The sequence below is a fragment of the Arthrobacter tumbae genome, assembly GCF_016907495.1.
GTDB lineage: Bacteria > Actinomycetota > Actinomycetes > Actinomycetales > Micrococcaceae > Arthrobacter_D > Arthrobacter_D tumbae.
On the sequence record NZ_JAFBCC010000001.1, the window covers coordinates 3,277,356 to 3,297,561 of the forward strand.

Genomic DNA, 20,206 nt, shown 5'->3' on the forward strand with positions numbered 1-20,206 from the left:
GGGTAGGCCACAGTGACACGCGGTGCCCGTTCGGGGCTGAGATAAAACGCGTTGAACCTGATCTAGAGATGGCCGCCACCAGGCGGCCTTTGGCCTAGCGGAGGGATGTCGCGGATGAGTATTCGCACGCTCGTGGAGCACAGAGAAACACCATCGGTCCCAGCTCGGGCGCGGACCATTCCGCGCGTGCTGAGTATCGCGGGAACAGACCCCACCGGCGGAGCCGGTATCCAGGCGGACCTGAAAAGTATCGGGGCGCAGGGTGGCTACGGCATGGCTGTCGTTACTTCCCTCGTTGCGCAGAATACCCGGGGGGTGCGCAGCGTGCATACGCCGCCGTCGGCGTTCCTCGATGAACAGCTGCAGGCGGTCAGCGATGACGTCACCATTGACGCGGTGAAGATCGGCATGCTCGGCGACCCGGACACCATCCGGACAGTGAGGGGATGGCTGCCGCGGGCCTCCGGGGCCGTCGTCGTGCTCGATCCGGTCATGGTCGCAACCAGCGGGGACAGGCTCCTTGCGGCCGACGCGGAGGACGAGCTGCGCGCCCTGGTACCGCTGGCTGACCTCGTGACGCCGAACCTGCCGGAGCTCGCGGTACTGCTTGGCGAGTCGGTTGCGCCAAGCTGGGAAGCGGCTCTGGAGCAGGGCAAGCGGCTCGCAGTATCAACGGGTACCTCCGTGCTGGTCAAGGGCGGCCATCTCGAAGGTGCCCTTGGGTGCCCGGATGCGCTCGTGAACGCGTCCGACGACGCCGGCACCGTCACGGTGGTGGGCGGCACGCGGATTGATACACGGAACACGCACGGCACCGGCTGCTCCCTGTCGGCGGCCCTGGCGACCGTCCAGGTGCGCACCGGAAACTGGCATCAGTCGCTCATCATCGTGAAGACGTGGCTCCGGGGTGCGCTCGAACGGGCGGACGAGCTCAATGTGGGGCAGGGAAGTGGACCGATTCATCACTTTCATGAATTCGTTCCGGGTCCCATTCCGGAAGCTCCGGCAGACGACCGCCCGTTCAGTCAGCGGGTCTGGGAGCTCACCACGCGCCACCGTGCGGCGATCGACGCGCTAGGGTTCGTGCGTGCGCTCGGCGACGGAAGCCTGCCGGCTGAGCAGTTTGCCTATTATCTGGCGCAGGATGCAATCTATCTGGCGGGCTATTCGCGCGTGCTGTCCAGGACCAGCGCGCTTGCGCCCAGCGAGGCTGAGCAACTTTTCTGGGCGCGGTCTGCACTCACGTGCCTTGAGGTGGAGTCCGAGCTTCACCGGACGTGGCTGACCGGACGTGGGCAGCCTGCAGGGCAAGGGCCGGTGACCAAAGCCTATGTGGATCATCTGCTGGCGGCTGCTGCCCATGGAGGCTACGGCGTTCTGGTGGCAGCAGTCCTGCCGTGCTTCTGGCTCTACGCGCACGTGGGTAGCGCCTTGCACGCGCAATGGAGCGGCTCCGGAGCCGGCCAGGACCACCCGTACGCAAGCTGGCTGGAAACGTATGCGGATCCTGCCTTCGCGGAAGCCACTGCACGTGCAATCTCCATTGCAGATGCGGCTTTCGCAGCTGCCTCGCCCGCAGATAAGGCGGCGATGATCGAGGCTTTCGAAGCCTCTGCCTGGTACGAACACGAGTTCTTCGACGCGCCGACACGCCTTGATTTGCGGGATTCCACGAAATTGCCGTAATCTTGATCTTCGGTGCGGCGCCCTCGTATGGCTATTTTCGGGGCGTGGATGCATCGTGAGTGCATTAGCACCCCTCCGGCTGCGCTGAGAACAGCGTACGGCCCCGGAATCAGTATGCAAACAGTTTGATCGTCGAGAGAAGTGAGTTCCCAAGTGGTGTACGCGATTGTCCGCGCAGGCGGCCGCCAAGAAAAGGTTTCCGTGGGAGACCTCGTAACCCTTGACCGCGTCCCCGGTGAGGCCGGCAGCAGCTTCAAGCTGCCTGCTCTCCTTCTGGTAGACGGCGACAAGGTGACTTCAGCAGCACAGGATCTGGCAAAGATCAGTGTCACTGCCGAAATCGTCGAGAATCTTCGGGGCCCGAAGATTGTTATCCAGAAGTTCAAGAACAAGACCGGCTACAAGAAGCGCCAGGGTCACCGTTCAGAGCTCACCAAGGTCAAGATCACGGGTATCAAGTAACCGCTGCAGGTTCCTCGATCCAAAGATTCTGTTTCAGAAAAGGGCAGGCATAACAGATGGCACATAAGAAGGGTGCGAGTTCCACTCGCAACGGTCGCGACTCCAACGCGCAGTACCTCGGCGTGAAGCGCTTCGGCGGACAGGTCGTCAAGGCAGGCGAAATCATCGTCCGCCAGCGCGGAACCCACTTCCACCCCGGCGCAAACGTCGGTCGTGGTGGCGATGACACGCTGTTCGCACTCGAAGCCGGTGCCGTCGAGTTCGGCACCCGCCGTGGACGTCGCGTTGTCAACATCGTGGGTGCGGCTGCCGAGTAGTACTCGCAACCGCACACCACAGCAGCGTTACGCAAGAGCACTAGGTGGGGTGAGCCAATCAGGCTCACCCCACTTTCTTTTAAGCCGATAAGCTCGGCAAAAATGAGAAGTTTCTCAAGAGGAGTACACCGTGGCAAGCTTCGTTGACCGGGTAGTTCTGCACGTCTCGGGCGGCACCGGCGGACACGGGTGCGTCTCGGTCAAGCGGGAAAAGTTCAAGCCGCTGGGCGGGCCTGATGGCGGTAACGGCGGAGACGGCGGAGGCGTCATTCTTCGCGTTGACCCGCAGACCACCACCCTCCTGGATTACCATCATGCACCGCACCGCCATGCCACCAACGGTGGGAACGGCATGGGTGACTGGCGCGAGGGAAAGCGGGGAGAGACGCTTATCCTTCCCGTCCCGGACGGCACGGTGGTCAAGACGCGCGACGGCGAAGTATTGGCTGACCTTGTTGGTGCCGGTACCGAGTACGTGGCAGCTGCCGGGGGGCAGGGCGGCCTCGGAAACTCCTCCTTGTCATCGCAGAAGCGCAAGGCGCCCGGTTTCGCGCTCCTGGGCATTCCCGGCGATGCGCGCGACGTGGTGCTGGAACTCAAATCCATTGCAGACATCGCGCTGGTCGGGTTCCCCTCGGCCGGAAAGTCCAGCCTGATTGCCGCCATGTCTGCGGCTCGTCCAAAGATCGCGGACTACCCATTCACCACTCTCCGTCCCAACCTCGGAGTCGTACAGGCCGGGGAGGTCCGATTCACCATCGCGGATGTTCCCGGACTCATCGAAGGCGCAAGCGAGGGCAAGGGGCTGGGCCACGACTTCCTGCGCCACGTCGAGCGCTGCGCCGCCCTCGTCCATGTGCTTGACTGCGCTGCGCTGGAGACGGACAGGGACCCGCTGAAGGACCTGGAGATCATCGAAGGTGAGCTTGATCGCTACGCCGTTGACATGAGCTACGCCGGTCCCGGCGGTGAAGTTGTACCGCTCAATGAGCGCCCGCGCCTGGTGGCACTCAACAAGGTGGACGTTCCCGACGGCCGGGACATGGCCGAGTTCGTGCGTCCGGATCTCGAAGCCCGCGGATACCGTGTCTTCGAGGTCTCAGCCACCAGCCACGAAGGGCTTCGGCAGCTCGGCTTCGCCATGGCGGAGATCGTGCGCGAGGCACGCGAGGTGCTCGAGACCGTGCCTCCGGTTGTCGCTCCCGCTGTGCTGCGCCCCCGTGCAGTCAACGCCAAGGGATTTGTCATCCGGCGCGAGGAAAAGAATCTCGAGCCCCTCTTCAGGGTCCTGGGTGAGAAGCCGGAGCGCTGGGTGAAGCAGACGGACTTCACAAATGACGAGGCTGTTGGCTACCTTGCGGACAGGCTCGCTAAGTTGGGTGTTGAGGAACAGCTCTTCAGGAGTGGGGCCAAACCGGGGGACACCGTGGTGATCGGCGAGGGCGACGGCGTCGTCTTCGACTGGGAGCCAACCATGATGGGTGGAGCTGAACTTCTGGCCTCTCCTCGCGGCACGGATATTCGTTTGGCCGAGTTCGTGCGTCCCACGCGCGACGAGAAGCGGGAGGACCACCAGACCCGGAAGGATGCGCGGGCTGCGGCGCGCGACGAACTCGAGGCGGAGCGGAAGGCCGGCATCTGGACGGAGTCGGTCAACTACAAGCACTCCGGGCCCAAGGCAGCGAAGAACGACAGCGACACTGACACAGGTGACGGCGAGGACTGATCCCGCCAGGCACCAACAGAAACTCCGTAATCAACAGAAGGAATCGATGACCGTAAAGCGCCCGATCAAAACCCGCTCCGGACTGGCGAAAGCCAAGAGGATTGTTGTAAAGGTAGGTTCATCCTCGCTCACGTCGCTCTCCGGAGGACTTTCCGATGAAGCGCTGTTCGCGCTGTCCGATGTTCTCGCTGCGCGGCACAACGAAGGGACCGAGGTCATCCTCGTCTCGTCGGGCGCGATTGCAGCGGGTCTCGCTCCGCTCGGACTCGCGCGGCGACCCAATCAGCTCTCGTCCCAGCAGGCGGCTGCCAGTGTGGGACAGGGTCTGCTCATGGCGCGTTACACCCACGCATTCGGCGCTCACGGTGTCACCGTCAGCCAGGTCCTGTTGACTCTCGATGACCTGATACGGCGAAGCCACTACGCGAATGCGCACCGTGCAATGGAGCGGCTTCTGAACTTCGGTGTGGTTCCCATCGTCAACGAGAATGACACTGTGGCGAGCTCCGAGATCCGTTTCGGGGACAATGACCGTCTGGCCGCCCTGGTGGCCCACCTGGTCAAGGCTGATGCGCTGGTTCTGCTCTCTGACGTCGACTCCCTGTATGACGGTCCACCCAAGGACGGAGCACAGCGCATCCCCGAGGTCCGTGGACCTCAGGATCTTGAGGGCGTGAGCATCGGCCGGACAGGGAAAGCCGGGGTCGGTACGGGCGGCATGGTCACGAAAGTCGAAGCTGCCACGATCGCCGCTTCCTCCGGCATTCCGGCACTCGTCACTTCGGCAGAGAACGCCGGAGCGGCGTTGGCCGGAGAGGACGTGGGCACCTGGTTCAGTACCAATGGCCGCCGCCAGCCGATCCGCCTGCTCTGGCTGGCCCATCTGGCCCGGATCCAGGGAACGCTCACGCTTGACGACGGCGCGGCCAAGGCCGTGGGGGAGCGGCGGCGGTCGCTTCTGTCGGCTGGGATCGTCTCAGTCGGGGGAGAGTTCGAGGCTGGGGATCCCGTCGAGATGGTGGACCGTGCAGGTGCGGTCATCGCCCGGGGACTGGTGAACTACAGTTCATTCGAGTTGCCGCGGATGCTCGGCAGAACCACCCGCGAGCTGTCGAAGGAACTCGGCAGGGAATACGAGCGTTCGGTGGTGCACGTGAACGACCTCGTGGTCCTGAATGCGGTTGCCTCTTCCTGACCCCCAGCTGGGGTTGGGACGGTGTGCTCGTTAGACTGGGGTGATGACTGACGTGACTACACAGCAGACTGCCCATCAGACACCCACCGACCCTGCCGACGGCGAGGCGCCGGCCACGCCGGTGAACGTCGAGCAGGCTGTGCACGCCATAGCAGACCGCGCCAGAACCGCATCGCGGATCATCGCCCGGGCTAACCGGTCCCATAAGGACAAGGCGCTCGAAGCCATCGGTGAGGCACTCGTGGCCAACCAGGACGCCATTCTTCGCGCCAACCAACAGGACCTTGAGTCGGGACGCGCCAAGGGCACCTCAACTGCTTTGCTGGACCGGCTGAGCCTGAGCGAAGAGCGGATTGCCGGCCTGGCCGCAGCGCTCGAGAACCTCGCCGGCCTGCCGGATCCCGTCGGAACCATCGACCGCGGACAAACACTGCCCAATGGTGTCCGCCTCCGGCAGGTGCACGTGCCCCTCGGTGTGGTCGCAGCCATCTATGAGGCCCGCCCGAATGTAACGGTGGACATCGCCGGCCTCGCGCTGAAGAGCGGTAACGCCGTCATCCTGCGTGGTGGAAGTGCGGCCGCCCATACCAATGCTGCGCTTCTTGGTATCATCCGGGACGCCCTGGACCGAACAGGGCTGCCGGCGGACGCCGTGCAGACCGTGGACGAGTTCGGCCGCGAAGGAGCCAACGTCCTGATGAAGGCCCGCGGCCGGGTAGACGTACTGATTCCCCGCGGTGGCCATGACCTGATCCAGACCGTGGTCGCCAACGCCGCCGTACCCGTCATTGAGACAGGCGAAGGCAACGTCCACATCTTCCTCGATCAAAGCGCAGAAGAGGAGATGGCGGTGGACATCCTGCTCAACGCCAAAACCCAGCGTCCCAGTGTCTGCAACACAGTTGAGACTCTCCTCGTGCACAGGGACGCCGAAGCGGCGCCGGCCGTCCTGGAAGCCCTGTCCAACGCCGGTGTGCGCATCCACGCGGACGCCCGGATCCAGGCAATCCTCCCGCCGGGTGTCACGGCAGATACGGCCAGCGAGGACGACTGGGCACGCGAGTACATGGATCTCGATATCGCCGTTGCGATGGTGGACACCGTGGATGAAGCGCTGGAGCACATCCGGACCTGGAGTACCGGCCACACCGAAGCCATCATCACCAATGATCTGGCACGGTCCGAACAGTTCATCGCCGGTGTGGATTCAGCGGCGGTCATCGTCAACGCCTCCACGCGATTCACGGACGGCGGAGAGCTTGGCCTGGGCGCCGAGGTCGGTATCTCCACCCAGAAGATGCATGCCCGGGGGCCAATGGGCCTGCGCGAACTGACCACCACGAAGTGGATCATCCAGGGCGACGGACAGATTCGCCGGTAGCAACGCGTAGGATAGTACGGAAACAGTACTGTAAGTATGCGCTGACCCGCGCCCGGCCGGCGGGCGGACACATCGTTCCCAAGGGGAGAAGAATGCTGACCCAAATCCTCAACGTTGCGGTGGTTGCAGGCGAGACTGCCGAGCACCACACAGAGCTTCCGATGCCTGCCATCGCGTACGGCGCTATCATCATGGGATTGCTGTTGTTGCTGATGTTCGTCACCATTGCGTTCACCAGCCTGGGACACCGGCATGAAGCAGTTCAGGAGCACGCGGATCCCCATCGCCAGCATCCGAACAAGCATGACCATGGCGAATCTGCCCACTGATCTCCTTGACCGTTCCTCCCGCGTCCACCCCTGAGCAAGGGATACAGCCGAACGCTCTCGTCGCCGGCGGTCCAGCCCGCTGGCGACTTGGCGTGATGGGTGGAACCTTCGATCCGATCCACCACGGTCACCTCGTCGCGGCGAGCGAAGTAGCTGCAGCATTCGATCTGGACGAAGTTGTGTTCGTACCCACGGGACAGCCCTGGCAGAAGAATGCCAAGGAAGTCAGTCCAGCCGAACACCGCTACCTCATGACCGTCGTGGCCACAGCATCAAACCCGCGCTTCACGGTGAGCAGGGTGGATATCGACCGTCCTGGTCCCACCTACACAATCGATACACTCCGTGACCTGAGAGCTACCCGACCGGAAGCGGAGCTGTTCTTCATCACGGGCGCGGATGCCATGGCGCAGATTCTGTCCTGGAAGAACGTTGATGAGCTGTGGTCCCTTGCGCATTTTGTCGGAGTCACCAGGCCTGGCCATGAACTGAGCACACAGCGCAAGGACGTCAGCCTGATGGAGGTTCCGGCGATGTCGATTTCCTCGACAGACTGCCGTCGCCGCGTCTCGGGTGGAGAACCGGTCTGGTATCTGGTTCCAGACGGCGTCGTGCAGTACATCGCCAAGCACGGGCTCTACCGGAAGGGCGCTCCTGAGACGGGAACGCCGGTCCAACCTGAAGTGTCCACAACAACATGACAATCACTGGGTGAAGAAGTAATGAGTAACGGTCACGAGTCCCCGCAGAGCCGGAGGTCGCTCCGGCAAGCGAACGCCGCCTCTGCCGGGAACCACTCGCCGTCGCAGGGAATTTCCGGGGAAGCGCCGCTCTCCGGGCACCGGTCGCCGGCGCAGTCCGGTAAACCGGCGGCCGTCAGCATTGAACCGGCGCCCCGCGAACGGCGCAGCCGGCGGGCAGCAGATGCTCCCGTGGATGCGCCGTCGGCCGTGTCGGCTCCTTCCACCGAGCGTATATCGCAGGTCCGTGCCCGTGATCGCGAAATGCTGCGCAGCTACCGTGCGCTGGCAGACCAGCAGGTTGAGCAGCCCGCAAGCATCCCCACCCGACGGCAACTCCGTCTTCAGCAAAAGGCCGCCCGTGAGAAGGCATTGCAGACGGACGGCACCGCCCGCACCTCCCCGGCCGAGGAAATCCAGTCCGAGACTGCCCAGCCGGGCGGCATGACGGTAGAGCAGGCGCTGGCCGCCCGTGAAGCAATCGTTCATCAGGCACAAAACCAGGTGGCGGTGATGGAAGCGGCTGCCAAGGACGATCCCTTCTCCGTGGACCTGGAGATCCTCGCCCAGCAGAAGGCACTTGCCGAGCGCGCAGCCGTGCTCAACACACGTGCGCAGAAGATCCAGCAGCTTACGCAGGAGAATCGGCAGCGCAAGCCGCTGCTCAATGACCCGACGACGGCGCACAATCTTTCGATCGTTTCCCCGGTCGAATTCGTTCGCGTTCCGGCCGAAAGTCCGGAGGCTGCTGCTCCGTCCACCTCCCACATACCGGTGGTGACTGCGCCCGCCGTTCCGAGCAGACCGCCGTCGTCGGCGTTGTCTCCGGATTCTGCGGGACGCTCACAGGTGCTTGCGCAGGCGGAGGCAATGGTCCGTGAACAGCGCCGTCCGGGTTCCGACGGCGCGACTCCCATCCGTGCGCGCAGCGCCCACGGATTGGAACCCCTTGATGCCATGACGGCAGGACTGGCACGTGTCCAGCGAATGCGGACCGTGCAGTATTCGGTAGTAGGTTTGGGCGCATTGGCGCTCATCACCGGAATCATGATGATTGTCGGCCGCTTTTAGCGGCAGACCACACCCTAGGAGATCAGTGAGCGCATCGGAATCGTCCATTGCGATTGCCCGCACCGCGGCACGCGCGGCGACGGACAAGATTGCACAGGACATCGTGGCCATGGATGTCAGTGAACGCCTGGCGATCACTGACGTCTTCCTGGTGGCCTCGGCCCCCAGCGAGCGCCAGGTCAACGCCATCGTTGACGGCATCGAGGAAGAACTCGCGAAGCAGGATCTGAAGCCCGTGCGCCGTGAGGGCCGGAGCGAAGGCCGCTGGGTACTGCTTGACTACGCTGAGGTGATCATCCATGTCCAGCACCAGGAAGACCGCGTTTTCTACGCCCTGGAGCGGCTGTGGGGAGATTGCCCCAAGGTGGACCTGCAGCTGGAGGACGCCGCAGGCGCCGCTCCCGCAGACACCGCGTCCGCCGACGCCGAGTGAATCCGCGCGCCGTCGACAGCGCAGCAGGTGACTCCGCACCGGAGGGCCGCCGCATCGTTTTCTGGCGGCACGGCCGGACCGAATGGAACGCCCGGGGCTTGTTCCAGGGGCAGGAGGACATCGCGCTCGATGATCTGGGCAGGCAACAGGCTGCACAGGCTGCCCACGAGCTGAAGCACCTGGCGCCGTCGCTCATTGTGTCGTCAGACCTGGAACGGGCGCGGGATACTGCGGCGGCATTGAGCGTTGCCACGGGAGTATCTGTGGGTACGGACGCACGCTTTCGGGAGACCTATGCCGGCAAGTGGCAGGGACTTGCGTTCGCGGACATCGGCGAGCGGTTTCCCGAAGACCAGCAGGCGTGGCACGAAGGCGACCCCCATGTTGCTGCCGGGGGTGGAGAGAGCAGGTCGGACGTCGGCGGGCGCATGAAGGCGGGGACGCTCGACGCCGTCGATCAGTTGGCGCCGGGCCAGACGCTCGTTGTGGTCAGCCATGGCGGAGCCATCCGCGCAGGTGTTGCCGCCCTAATGGGAATTCCGGCGGATCTCTGGGGATCGCTGGCAGGTGTGGCCAATTGTCACTGGTCGGTGCTGGAGGAGTTGAATCCATCGTCGTCGGCGGTGCCGCTCAGGTGGCAGTTGACAGAACATAACGTCGGTCTGGCATCCATGCCGTCGTCCCCGCTGGAAGGCTGAATCGACGCCTCCGCGCCGATTTTGCGGGGGCAGGAAAATTGTCTAAACTAGACAAGTTGCTCCGACCAGTCAGGGCGGGGTATACGGGTTTGGGGCTGTGGCGCAGCTGGTAGCGCACCTGCATGGCATGCAGGGGGTCAGGGGTTCGAGTCCCCTCAGCTCCACCAACAATCCGCTGGAACAAGGGGAAGTAGCCCTGTTCCGGCGGATTTTTTTCTGCCTGAAACGCACCCGCACCCAGCAGTTGGCCCCTTTCAAGGCGTAACCAATATCGGCAATGTACGCTGAATCAACGACGGCGTTGGGGGATCGATGCAGAAGTACAGCAAGTTGTTCATCATCGGTGGCGCACTTTTCATCGCAGGAATTCTCCTGCTGGCGCCCGGTGTCTCTGATTACTCGACCGCGGTTGCCCGTGACACCGACATGCGCGGGTCGACTGTATTGTTCCTTGCCGGTGGCGGAGCTCTCGTGCTGGCAAGCATCGTGTTGGTCATCCGAGGTGCCCTACTCAAGCGCAAGTACATGAATACCGTACAGACCTGGGAATCAAGGACAGATCCCGAGACGACAAGCGCACGGCCGTCGATGTTCGGCGACCGGCCCGCATGGATGGATAGACCCGCAAACCACATGGGTGACAACTATGGCCAGAAGCGGGATTGATCATGACCGCCGAGCGCCGGTCAACAAGGTTGCTGCAGCAACGGCGTGCTTAGTCTTGTCTTTGGCCGGCTGCGGTTCTGTCGAGGCTAGTCCATCTCCCGAGCCCAAGGAACACGTACGCGCTTACATGTTGCAGGCGCTGTCCTTCATCGAGGAGAACTCCTACCACGTCGCAACTACGTTGCATGCGGACTGGGAACAAGTCGAGCAATCCGCACTGGAACGGACTTTCGAAGCGCAGACGACGGAGGATACTTATCCCGTCATCGCGGACGTTCTGCGGAAGGCCACCGGCGACCATAGTTTTCTCCTCACCCCCGATGAAATAGCGGCTGCGAAGTCAGGCGAGCGCGAAGCCCCCTCATCCATAATGGTGGGTCGGGGCATAGCCACTCTGACTATTCCTGCCTTCAACGAAACCGCTGGTGGGCTAGTGACGGAGTACGTGAACTCCGCCATCGAAGAAATTGCTGCACAGGATGCCGAAGTCGCCTGCGGCTGGATAGTCGACCTGCGGGGCAACGGCGGAGGGAACATGTTTCCTATGCTGCTCTCCGTAGCGCCCTTTATGCCGGACGGGCACGTTATGTCCTTCTCTGACGGTACAGGTGAGGAGACGCAGGTCTCTCTTGCAGACATGAGCGTTTCACTCGACGGCGAGACACAGCTGAGTTCAGCAAGAGCTCCTCCCGAACTTTCAAACCAACCGTTGGCGGTCCTTCAGTCAGGTGACACCGCCAGCTCAGCCGAGGCTACGCTCATATCCCTCCTATCCCGCGACAACGTCAGAAGCTTCGGCGGTCCAAGCGCCGGCTACGCTACAGGCAACGTTTCCACAAGGCTTCCAGACGGCGCCATGCTCGCCGTAACACAGTCGCAGATGCTCTCTCCAGACGGAACACCGCATTCGGGGCCGATCGCTCCGAACGAGCCGACGGATGACCCGAAGCAGGCCGCCGTCGATTGGTTGACGACCCAATGTTCCGAGTGATTACCCGACACCGAGGGTTGTGCCATACCGGCGAATAAACGGTGACCGCCCGTGGCATGGTTCCCATGGCATCGAGTGTGTCGGAGTTCCTGCAGCGACACGGACCATTGTGTATAGATTGGCCTCATGAACCCGCTGACCGAGCTCACCCTTGCACAACTGCAGCAGCGGACCAGCGTCAAGTGGCGAACCTACGCAGCTGATGTTCTGCCTTTGTGGGTCGCCGAGATGGACGTGCCCCTGGCGCCACCCATCGCTGCCAGATTGAAGCGTGCGATCGACCTCGGAGACACCGGTTACCCGGCGGGGAACGACTATGCAGAAGCATTTCGGGAGTTCGCTGCTGCCCGGTGGTCGTGGGACGGCGTCGAGCCCGACCGGGTTGCGCTTGTTCCGGACGTCATGCTGGGAATGGTGGAAACCCTTCGGTTGATCACCGGTCCGGGCGATCCGGTCGTAGTCACTCCGCCCGTCTACGCACCAATTTTCGCATTTATCGAGCATGCGGATCGAAAGGTTCTCACAGCCCCGCTCGGCGACGACGGACGGTTGGACCTGAACGCTCTCGATGATGCATTCCAGCGGGCACGCTCGCAGTCCGAGCACACCGTGTTTCTTTTATGCAACCCACACAATCCCACCGGAACGGTTCATACGCGTCAGGAGCTTGAGGGCGTGGCGGTCCTTGCCCGCCGGCATGGTGTGCGGGTGATCTCCGACGAAATACACGCACCGCTTGTACTTCCCGGCGCGAGCTTCACACCGTACCTGAGCGTCGCGGGAAGCGAGGACGCCTTCTCGCTCGTCTCCGCCTCAAAGGCCTGGAATCTTGCCGGGCTCAAGGCTGCGCTGCTGCTCGCCGGCCCAGCCGCGGCGTCAGATTTGGCTCGGCTTCCAGAGGAAGTGAGCCACGGAGCGAGCCACCTCGGCGTTCTTGCCCACACGGCAGCCTTCCGGGAGGGTCGCCCCTGGCTTGAGTCACTCCTCACGGGTCTGAACCATAACCGGGCACTGCTGGAGGGCCTTGTCGCCGAGCATCTTCCCGGTGCAGCGTTGGTGCGGCCGGAAGGGACGTATCTGGCATGGCTCAACTTTCGCGCACTCGGGTTTGATGAAGCCGCGGGAAACGGCGGTCTCGCCGTTGTCACCGACCTCGCCGGACCTGCACGGTTCTTCCTCGATAACGCCCGCGTTGCGCTCAGCTCAGGGCACGTCTTCGGCCGCGGCGGCGCAGGGCATGCGCGAATCAACTACGCCACCCACGCCGACATCCTCACCGTGGCCGTCCAACGCATGGGCCGTGCGCTCTCGGAGCGACGGGCCAGTGCCAGCTAACCGCGGGCGGCGTACGCCTTCAGCACACGGTCCGCCGCTCCGCCGAGATTCCACTGGTCGGCCAGCTTCTTCAGCGTCTGTTCTCGGTCCGTATCGAGCGGCCTGATCCGTGACTCGAAAGACCCGAGGTCGAGGTCCCTGACCACATTCACCACGGTGGGTGCGACAGCGAGGTAGTCCGCTGCAGCAGTGAGCTTCTGGCGGATCGACGCAGACATGGCGCTGGAGGGATCCGAACCCGCAGCAATGATGCCGTCCAGGTCCACGAACTCCTTGAGCAGGCTGGCCGCCGTCTTATCGCCGATGCCGGAAACGCCGGGCAGCCCGTCCGAGGTATCGCCCCGCAGCCCAGCGAAGTCGGCGTACTGGCCGGGAAGGACGCTGTACTTACTCACCACCGTTACATCGGTGACGGCCTCAAGCTTGCTCATCCCACGAGCCGTATACAGAACGCGGACGCCGGTGCCGTCGTCGACCAGTTGGAAGAGGTCGCGGTCGCCGGTGACGATGTCCACGGGCGCGGTGGCCTGGCTGGCAAGGCTGCCGATGACGTCGTCTGCCTCGTGGTCAGCCGCGCCGATGACCGGCAGGTTGAGTGCGGCAAGCACTTCACGAATCAAGGGGAGCTGGGCTACCAGTCCGGCCGGTGTTTCCTCGACATCAGGGCCGTCGGGAACCTTCCTGGCGACCCGATGCTCCTTGTAACTCGGGATCAGGTCGACACGCCATTTCGGCCGCCAGTCATCATCCCAGCAGGCCACGAGGTGCGTCGGCTCGTAGTCAGTCACCAGCCGGGCAATCATGTCGAGCAGCCCGCGCGCCGCATTGACGGGCATCCCGTCAGCTGCCTTCAGGCTGTCAGGCAGCCCGTAGAAGGCGCGGAAGTAAAGGGACGGGGTATCCAGAAGCATCAGTCGATCGGCCACACTTCGATCCTCCCACGGTCAGGCGGAAGAACGACGACGGCGGCGCACATCCGTTCATGAATGGCAGCCAGAAATAAATCCATTTGGTTGAAGAAACTCTTGAAGGTTGGAGTGATCAGGTTCACACTGGAAACGGCAACTCTAAGCACGAACGAAGCATGGGGCGATCATGAGTGGACTAATGCGATGCCGTCAGTGTCAGCGGACCTGGCTTGTTGAAAGCAAAACTGCTGAAACAGTTACTTCCCAGAACCACGCCTTTCTCAATCCGGGCCATCGAACGGTCACAGTCTGGAAACAGGTGGAGCAGCACGCCGAAGCCATCGCCTGAGGGATTCTTCCGGTCGGCAGGCGGCTGACCGTGCAAGACTGGTCGCATGGCATTCGACAAGGCATCATCCGAGCCTCCCGTGCCCCCGCTACCTCCGCATGAAGATGAGGTGCGTGAGCGAACCCATCTCGGTCTGATGATCGGCGATACGTGGCATGCACTGCAGACCCGCATCGCGGAACAGCGGGGCCGCGTCGAGACGATCATCCCGTACACCGGCTATGGCACCACTACCTGGATCCGTGTCCTCGCACGGGTTGTGCTCTCCAACCCCCGGGATCTCCAGCCGCTCGAAGGCAACGAGATGATGAAACCCATCAAGGAGGGGCTGCGGGGGTGGCGCAACTTCGTCAGTGCCCCGGTCCGCTACGCGGAGGTGACGCTTGAAGTCGACGGAACCAGCGCCGTCGTGCATGCGGACCGGGGCGGTGTCATCGACATCCACGTGCAAGCGTCACTGGAACCGGGGTGGCATACAGTCCGGATCAAGTCAGGTGACTCGGTGGTGGCAGACGCTCCCGTACGTGTTGTGCAGGATGACGTGACCTTCGGAGTCGTCTCGGACATTGATGACACTGTGATGGTGACTGCGCTGCCGCGGCCATTCCTCGCGGCCTGGAACACATTTGTGCTCGATGAGCATGCGCGCACACCCACTCCCGGCATGTCTGTGCTCATGGAGAGGATCGTGCGCAAGAATCCCGCGGCGCCCGTCCTGTACCTCTCCACGGGCGCCTGGAACGTGGCGCCCGCCCTGACCCGTTTCCTGTCGAGAAATCTGTATCCGGCCGGGCCGAAACTGTTGACCGATTGGGGCCCCACCCGCGACCGCTGGTTCCGCAGCGGGCAGGAGCACAAGCGATCCTCGCTCGAGCAGCTTGCCGAGGAGTTTCCCTCGGTGAAGTGGCTGCTGGTGGGCGATGACGGTCAGCATGACGAGGCGATCTACGCCGAATTCGCCCGAAACCATCCGGGGAACGTGCGGGCAATTGCCATCCGCCAACTCTCCCCAAGCGAGGCGGTACTGGCCGGTGGCCGGTCCAAGGGAAGCCCTACCCGTTCCACTCCCGGCATTCCGTGGATTTACGCGAGGGACGGCGCGGGCATGTCCGAGCAGCTGAGCGAGCTCGGGATCCTGGAAGGCGCTGTACGGATTGACCCGGAGGACGAAGCCTAACTCTGGCGCTCTTCGGACTCCGGCGCGGCTTCCTCGTGGGGCGAATGGGAGTCTGAACGCACCGTCAGCAGGATCCGCCGCAGGTCCATACCAAGGGCAGCCGTGGCCTGGATCCGGTCTTTGCCGTCGGCGGAGTTGATGTCCTGCATCAGGTGTTCCACAGCTGCCTCCGCCTCTTCCATGGTGCGGCCTTCTGGATCCCATTCGTTGAGCGCATCAGCTGTGCGGTCGATTGCTTTGCTCAGGGGTTCGATCAGCGCGGGTGGCAGGGGCGTGGATTCCGGTGTGTGCCAGATGACTCCGGCCAGCACCTCAGTCATGTCCTGGACGTGGAACGCTACCCGTTCCATCGCCTGCAACCTCTGGTAGTCCGCACCCAGATCACGGTTGTGGCGTAGCCGTCGTGGGTTTCCGTGCCGGCTGCTGTCTGCGAGCTGAACGGCCGTACGCACTTCCTGACCCAAATCGGACATGCGGCTCGTGCGTTCGGACCACTCCTCGTGCTCAGGCGGCCAGGACTCACCCAGGGCCGCCGCCATGTCCGAGAGCTGGCGCGCCAACAGTTCCCGGAAGTTCTGGAGACCGCGGATGGCGCCGTCGAGGTGAAGGGGCGGGAATACCAGCATGTTGACGGAGAGTCCCACCACCACTCCGACCAGCATCTGAAGGAGGTATCCGTAGGAGTATTCCTCCGGGTTCTCGCCTCCGATGAGGAGCACAAACAGCGAGGCGATCGGAATCCAGTCCCGGCCCGCACCGAGCTTGGGTAGACCAGCCGCAAGGACGCCCACGCCGACGACGATGGCCACGGAAAAGACCGAGACGTCACCGATGAGGATGATGGGGAATGCCAGCGCAAACCCGACGGCCAGGCCGATGAGGGTTTGGAGGCCCTGACGGGCAGAACCGGCAACGGTCGGGTACATACAGGCCACGGCGCCGAGCGGCGCGTAGTACGGGTATTGGGCAGCGACACCGGGCACACGCAGCGCGATCCACCAGGCGATGGCGGCAGCAAGGGCTGTCTTGACCGCCAGGAGCACCCGCTCATGGGTGATCAGCTTCCTCGCGCGGGTTCCGGTCTGCAAACCAGTAAGTAAGCTTGGCATATATGAAGTATGACAACCGATTATGAGAGTCCAGTGGACGCGGGCCCCGGAGACTGGAACGAAATATTTCGCGCGTATGCAACATTCTTGATGGCGTGCTCGCCGGTGCCGTAACGTTCAGGTCAAGTTACTTCCGTAACGGGTCAGCGACTCCCCATCGAGGGAGTGTGGGTGCCCCCATGTGGGCCTGACATTTGTTTCGCAGGAGTTCCCTTCCGCGCGGCCGCGTGGTTGTCTGGGCCTTCTCCTGCCTCCTTCCCCTTATTTCATTCCGGCTTCACCTGCGTACGTCTTGTGCGCGGCAACCGGATGTCCTAACGACCGAGGATACGAATGTCACCACCAGCCAAGTCCGTCCATTCCGTAGGGCCCCCGGCTTCCGAGCCGTACCCTGCCCTGTCCTATGAGCTTTATCCTCCCCGCAGTACCGCTGCGGCTGAAACCCTCTGGCGCACCATCCGCGAACTGGAGCAGACCAGTCCGGACTATGTGTCCGTGACCTACGGCGCGTCCGGCTCCAACCGGGACACCGCCGTCGAACTGCTCTCCCGGCTCCTCTCAGACTCCTCACTGCGGCCGCTGGCACACCTGACCTGTGTCGGCAATAGCCGCGAGTATCTGCTGGATCTCGTGGACGAGCTCATCACCCTCGGCGTCCGGGGTATTCTTGCCCTCCGCGGCGACACTCCGAAGGACCCAAGCGTGGGCCCGGGGGACCTGTCCTACGCCAGCGACCTGGTGAAACTCGTCCGTCAGGCCGAGCGCCGGCGGACCGCACACCTGTGCGCGGGACGGCTCGCTGTCGGCGTCGCTGCCTACGCCACCAGGCACCCGGAATCACCCAGTTTCGGTCACGATATCGAGGCGCTGCTGGCCAAGCAGGCCGCGGGCGCCGATTTCGCGATCACCCAGGTATTTTTCTTCCCCGACCACTATCGGCGGCTGGTATCCGCTGCCCGTCGTGCCGGCGTCGAGATTCCGATCATCCCCGGCGTCATGCCGCTCACCAGCGTGCGCCGGCTTGACCGCCTGGCTGAGCTTGCGGGCATCGAGATGGATTACCAGTTGCGGAACCGGCTGGCAGCAGCTGACGACGACGACGCCGCCCGCCGCGTCGGCGTGCAGGCAACCGTGGACCTTGCCAATGCTGCGCTCGACGCCGGCGCGCCGGGAATCCACCTCTACACCTTCAACGAGCACGCCGCGGCGCTTGACGTACTCGAGAACCTTCAGCTCCGCCGTCCTCCCGTTCCGGGTGGACTCAGCCGAACCGCCTAACGAACCTAACGAAGGACATCCCTATGACAACCGCATTCCCGAAGGCCACTATCGTCGGATATCCCCGCATCGGCCGCCGCCGTGAGCTGAAGAAGGCTGTCGAGGCCTACTGGGCCGGCCGCACCTCCGCCGCCGAGCTCGAGACAACCGCAGCAGAGCTCCGCGCAGCCTCCTACGCCCGCCTGAGCGAGCTGGGGCTGGAGGCCGGCAACTACTCCATCCCGGCGTCGTTCTCCCTCTACGACCAGGTGCTGGACACCGCAGTCACCTTCGGCGCCGTGTCGGAGAGGTTCAAAGACCTGTACGACGGCGACGGCTCGCTTGGCCTGGATGCCTACTTCACGCTCGCCCGCGGTGACAAGGAGCGCCAGCCGCTCGAAATGACCAAGTGGTTCGACACCAACTACCACTACCTGGTCCCCGAGATCGGTCCCGAGACTGTCTTCTCGCTGGCGAACGACTGGATTTTGCGCGACGTCGCTGAAGCCGCTGCGGCAGGGTACTCGGTGCGGCCGACCCTGATCGGACCTGTCACGTTCCTGTTGCTCAGCAAAGCCGCGGACGAGGCTCCTGTTGGCTTCAATCCGCTGAGCCGCCTGGATGACCTGCTTCCGCTGTACGTGGAGCTGCTCGGCAAGCTTGCCGACGCCGGCGTTGAGTGGGTTCAGCTCGAGGAGCCGTCCCTGGTGGCAGACCAGGCAATCGACGAGAATGAGGTGGCGGCCGCCGTCGAGCGTACCTACGCCGCGCTGGCCACAAACGCGACGAAGCGCCCGGCCATCCTGGTCACCAGCCAGTACGGGTCGCTGGGTTCGCTGCTGCCGGTGATTGCCGGAACCGACATTGACGCGCTGCACATTGACGTCTTCAAGGGCGCCGTGCCCGCCGATGAGGATCTTGCGAAGTTCGGTTCGACCACCCTTGTTGCCGGCCTCGTGGACGGGCACAACATCTGGAAGGCCGACCTCGGTTCCGCTGCCTACAAGCTGGCTGAGCTGGAGGCGGCTGTGCCGACTATCGCGGTCTCCACCTCCACCTCGCTGCAGCACGTGCCGCACGACGTCGAGGATGAGCAGCAGCTTGACGCCCAGCTACGCAGCTGGCTGGCATTCGCTGACCAGAAGGTCACCGAGGTGGTCACGCTCGCACGGGCGATCGGAAACCGGGGAGCCATCGACGTAGAGATCGCCGCAACCGATGAGGTATTGGCATCCCGTGCGGGAGCTGCCGGCGTGAACCGCGCCGAGGTGCGGAACCGCGCTGCTGCCCTGACGCCGTCGGACTTTTCACGCGGCGACTACGCGGTGAGGCTCACCGCCCAGGAGGACGCGCTGAAGCTGCCTGCCCTCCCGACCACCACCATCGGATCCTTCCCGCAGACCTCGGAGGTTCGCTCGGCGCGCGCGCGTGCCAATAAGGGCGACCTGACTGCAGAGCAATACACGCAGCTCATGAAGGACGAGATCAAGCGCGTCATCGACCTGCAGGAAGAGCTCGGCTTTGACGTCTTGGTGCACGGTGAGCCGGAGCGCAACGACATGGTCCAGTACTTCGCCGAGAACCTCGACGGCTTCGACGTGACCGTCCACGGCTGGGTCCAGTCCTACGGTTCGCGCTGCACCCGGCCGTCGATCCTGTGGGGTGACGTCAGCCGGCCGGCGCCGATCACCGTTCCCTGGACGGAGTTCGCCCAGTCGCTTACCGACAAGCCGGTCAAGGGCATGCTGACCGGTCCTGTGACCATCCTCGCGTGGTCCTTTGTCCGCGATGACCAGCCGCTGGGCGACACCGCAAACCAGGTGGCACTGGCCCTGCGCGATGAGGTGACTGATCTGGAAGCCGCCGGTATCAAGGTGATCCAGGTGGATGAGCCGGCTCTGCGTGAACTTCTGCCGCTGCGCACGGAGGACCAGCCCGAGTACCTCGAATGGTCCGTCAACTCTTTCAAACTCTCGACGGCGTCCGCCGCTCCCGAGACGCAGATCCACACCCACCTGTGCTACTCCGAGTTCGGAGCAATCATCGACGCGATTGACGGCCTCGATGCCGATGTCACCTCGATCGAGGCAGCGCGGTCCCGCATGGAGGTCGTGCACGACCTTGAGGCGCACGGCTTCCAGCGCGGCGTAGGTCCGGGTGTCTACGACATCCACTCGCCGCGAGTGCCGGGTCAGGATGAGGTCGCCGAGTTGCTGGAGAAGGCTGTGCAGCATGTTCCGGCACGCCAGCTCTGGGTCAATCCGGACTGCGGCTTGAAGACCCGCGGCTACACAGAGACCGAGGAGTCGCTGCGGAACCTCGTCAACGCCACGATTACCGTCCGTTCCCAGCTTGAGGCGCCGGTTTCCTAGACGC

20 protein-coding genes, 1 tRNA gene and 1 riboswitch are annotated in these 20,206 nt (G+C 63.5%); of the genes, 18 read left to right on the forward strand and 3 right to left on the reverse strand.

Translation table 11 applies throughout. The features are described from left to right. The first annotated feature begins 8 nt into the window (after window positions 1–8). Window positions 9–123, forward strand: a riboswitch (TPP riboswitch). The 15 genes from thiD to JOD47_RS15480 all read left to right on the forward strand — a co-directional run bounded on the left by thiD (window position 115) and on the right by JOD47_RS15480 (window position 13,030). Then, window positions 115–1,686, forward strand: a complete 1,572-nt coding sequence (thiD, locus tag JOD47_RS15410) for a bifunctional hydroxymethylpyrimidine kinase/phosphomethylpyrimidine kinase (protein ID WP_239548130.1) — start codon at window positions 115–117, stop codon at window positions 1,684–1,686. Its footprint overlaps the riboswitch before it by 9 nt. Before the next feature lie 153 nt (window positions 1,687–1,839). Next, on the forward strand, window positions 1,840–2,148 hold the full coding sequence (gene rplU / locus JOD47_RS15415) for a 50S ribosomal protein L21 (RefSeq protein ID WP_204536797.1): 309 nt from the start codon (window positions 1,840–1,842) through the stop codon (window positions 2,146–2,148). Between the two features lie 56 nt (window positions 2,149–2,204). After that, window positions 2,205–2,465 carry a 50S ribosomal protein L27 gene (gene rpmA / locus JOD47_RS15420; RefSeq protein ID WP_026545518.1) on the forward strand — a complete coding sequence of 87 codons (261 nt, stop codon included), beginning with the start codon at window positions 2,205–2,207 and terminating at the stop codon, window positions 2,463–2,465. Window positions 2,466–2,595: 130 nt separating this feature from the next. Further along, window positions 2,596–4,191: a GTPase ObgE gene (gene obgE, locus JOD47_RS15425; RefSeq protein WP_204535608.1), complete on the forward strand. Its 1,596-nt coding sequence runs from the start codon at window positions 2,596–2,598 to the stop codon at window positions 4,189–4,191. Between the two features lie 46 nt (window positions 4,192–4,237). Further along, window positions 4,238–5,386 (forward strand): glutamate 5-kinase, encoded by a 1,149-nt coding sequence (proB, locus tag JOD47_RS15430; RefSeq protein ID WP_204535610.1) that lies wholly within the window; start codon window positions 4,238–4,240, stop codon window positions 5,384–5,386. 43 nt (window positions 5,387–5,429) lie between these two features. Next, complete coding sequence (locus JOD47_RS15435) at window positions 5,430–6,767, forward strand: glutamate-5-semialdehyde dehydrogenase (protein ID WP_204535612.1); 1,338 nt, start codon at window positions 5,430–5,432, stop codon at window positions 6,765–6,767. A 92-nt stretch (window positions 6,768–6,859) separates the two neighbouring features. Next, window positions 6,860–7,096, forward strand: coding sequence for a hypothetical protein (locus JOD47_RS15440; RefSeq protein ID WP_056547303.1), 237 nt, complete (start codon window positions 6,860–6,862; stop codon window positions 7,094–7,096). Window positions 7,097–7,137: 41 nt separating this feature from the next. Continuing rightward, window positions 7,138–7,797, forward strand: a complete 660-nt coding sequence (nadD, locus tag JOD47_RS15445) for a nicotinate-nucleotide adenylyltransferase (RefSeq protein ID WP_307836412.1) — start codon at window positions 7,138–7,140, stop codon at window positions 7,795–7,797. Window positions 7,798–7,818: 21 nt separating this feature from the next. Continuing rightward, window positions 7,819–8,907 (forward strand): hypothetical protein, encoded by a 1,089-nt coding sequence (locus JOD47_RS15450; protein WP_204535614.1) that lies wholly within the window; start codon window positions 7,819–7,821, stop codon window positions 8,905–8,907. 25 nt (window positions 8,908–8,932) lie between these two features. Further along, window positions 8,933–9,340, forward strand: a complete 408-nt coding sequence (gene rsfS / locus JOD47_RS15455; protein ID WP_204535616.1) for a ribosome silencing factor — start codon at window positions 8,933–8,935, stop codon at window positions 9,338–9,340. Continuing rightward, window positions 9,337–10,038 (forward strand): histidine phosphatase family protein, encoded by a 702-nt coding sequence (locus JOD47_RS15460; RefSeq protein WP_204535618.1) that lies wholly within the window; start codon window positions 9,337–9,339, stop codon window positions 10,036–10,038. The genes rsfS and JOD47_RS15460 overlap by 4 nt, the downstream gene beginning before the upstream one ends. Before the next feature lie 91 nt (window positions 10,039–10,129). Beyond that, window positions 10,130–10,205 (forward strand) — tRNA-Ala (locus tag JOD47_RS15465). 145 nt (window positions 10,206–10,350) lie between these two features. Then, window positions 10,351–10,704 (forward strand): hypothetical protein, encoded by a 354-nt coding sequence (locus JOD47_RS15470; RefSeq protein ID WP_204535620.1) that lies wholly within the window; start codon window positions 10,351–10,353, stop codon window positions 10,702–10,704. A 61-nt stretch (window positions 10,705–10,765) separates the two neighbouring features. Continuing rightward, window positions 10,766–11,695 (forward strand): S41 family peptidase, encoded by a 930-nt coding sequence (locus JOD47_RS15475; RefSeq protein ID WP_204535622.1) that lies wholly within the window; start codon window positions 10,766–10,768, stop codon window positions 11,693–11,695. A gap of 126 nt (window positions 11,696–11,821) precedes the next feature. After that, complete coding sequence (locus JOD47_RS15480) at window positions 11,822–13,030, forward strand: MalY/PatB family protein (RefSeq protein WP_204535624.1); 1,209 nt, start codon at window positions 11,822–11,824, stop codon at window positions 13,028–13,030. On the opposite strand, the gene JOD47_RS15485 is transcribed toward JOD47_RS15480, so the two are convergent. Then, the gene (locus tag JOD47_RS15485; protein ID WP_204535626.1) at window positions 13,027–13,956 is read right to left on the reverse strand and encodes a 5'-3' exonuclease; all 930 of its coding nucleotides are present in this window, start codon (window positions 13,954–13,956) and stop codon (window positions 13,027–13,029) included. The two genes, JOD47_RS15480 and JOD47_RS15485, sit on opposite strands and share 4 nt — an antisense overlap. Next, window positions 13,941–14,081: a hypothetical protein gene (locus JOD47_RS15490; protein WP_204535628.1), complete on the reverse strand. Its 141-nt coding sequence runs from the start codon at window positions 14,079–14,081 to the stop codon at window positions 13,941–13,943. Before JOD47_RS15490 ends, JOD47_RS15485 begins: the two co-directional genes overlap by 16 nt. A gap of 252 nt (window positions 14,082–14,333) precedes the next feature. Between JOD47_RS15490 and JOD47_RS15495 the strand changes: the two genes are divergently transcribed. Next, window positions 14,334–15,464 carry an App1 family protein phosphatidate phosphatase gene (locus JOD47_RS15495; RefSeq protein WP_204535630.1) on the forward strand — a complete coding sequence of 377 codons (1,131 nt, stop codon included), beginning with the start codon at window positions 14,334–14,336 and terminating at the stop codon, window positions 15,462–15,464. Here JOD47_RS15495 and JOD47_RS15500 read toward each other — a convergent pair. After that, window positions 15,461–16,573 (reverse strand): FUSC family protein, encoded by a 1,113-nt coding sequence (locus tag JOD47_RS15500; protein WP_204535632.1) that lies wholly within the window; start codon window positions 16,571–16,573, stop codon window positions 15,461–15,463. The two genes, JOD47_RS15495 and JOD47_RS15500, sit on opposite strands and share 4 nt — an antisense overlap. A gap of 333 nt (window positions 16,574–16,906) precedes the next feature. On the opposite strand from JOD47_RS15500, the gene JOD47_RS15505 reads away from it, so the two are divergent. Both JOD47_RS15505 and metE read left to right on the forward strand, forming a co-directional pair. Then, window positions 16,907–17,851 (forward strand): methylenetetrahydrofolate reductase, encoded by a 945-nt coding sequence (locus JOD47_RS15505; RefSeq protein WP_204535634.1) that lies wholly within the window; start codon window positions 16,907–16,909, stop codon window positions 17,849–17,851. 23 nt (window positions 17,852–17,874) lie between these two features. Then, window positions 17,875–20,202, forward strand: coding sequence for a 5-methyltetrahydropteroyltriglutamate--homocysteine S-methyltransferase (gene metE / locus JOD47_RS15510; protein ID WP_204535637.1), 2,328 nt, complete (start codon window positions 17,875–17,877; stop codon window positions 20,200–20,202). Window positions 20,203–20,206 lie beyond the last annotated feature (4 nt).

Excerpts from the sequence above, each read along its gene's own strand:
- JOD47_RS15440 (WP_056547303.1), top strand. The coding sequence starts at position 6,860 with ATGCTGACCCAAATCCTCAACGTTGCGGTGGTTGCAGGCGAGACTGCC.
- JOD47_RS15450 (WP_204535614.1), top strand. The coding sequence starts at position 7,819 with ATGAGTAACGGTCACGAGTCCCCGCAGAGCCGGAGGTCGCTCCGGCAA.
- JOD47_RS15505 (WP_204535634.1), top strand. The coding sequence starts at position 16,907 with ATGTCACCACCAGCCAAGTCCGTCCATTCCGTAGGGCCCCCGGCTTCC.
- JOD47_RS15495 (WP_204535630.1), top strand. The coding sequence starts at position 14,334 with ATGGCATTCGACAAGGCATCATCCGAGCCTCCCGTGCCCCCGCTACCT.
- thiD (WP_239548130.1), top strand. The coding sequence starts at position 115 with ATGAGTATTCGCACGCTCGTGGAGCACAGAGAAACACCATCGGTCCCA.
- JOD47_RS15470 (WP_204535620.1), top strand. The coding sequence starts at position 10,351 with ATGCAGAAGTACAGCAAGTTGTTCATCATCGGTGGCGCACTTTTCATC.
- rpmA (WP_026545518.1), top strand. The coding sequence starts at position 2,205 with ATGGCACATAAGAAGGGTGCGAGTTCCACTCGCAACGGTCGCGACTCC.
- JOD47_RS15435 (WP_204535612.1), top strand. The coding sequence starts at position 5,430 with ATGACTGACGTGACTACACAGCAGACTGCCCATCAGACACCCACCGAC.
- proB (WP_204535610.1), top strand. The coding sequence starts at position 4,238 with ATGACCGTAAAGCGCCCGATCAAAACCCGCTCCGGACTGGCGAAAGCC.
- JOD47_RS15480 (WP_204535624.1), top strand. The coding sequence starts at position 11,822 with ATGAACCCGCTGACCGAGCTCACCCTTGCACAACTGCAGCAGCGGACC.
- JOD47_RS15500 (WP_204535632.1), bottom strand. The coding sequence starts at position 16,573 with ATGCCAAGCTTACTTACTGGTTTGCAGACCGGAACCCGCGCGAGGAAG.
- metE (WP_204535637.1), top strand. The coding sequence starts at position 17,875 with ATGACAACCGCATTCCCGAAGGCCACTATCGTCGGATATCCCCGCATC.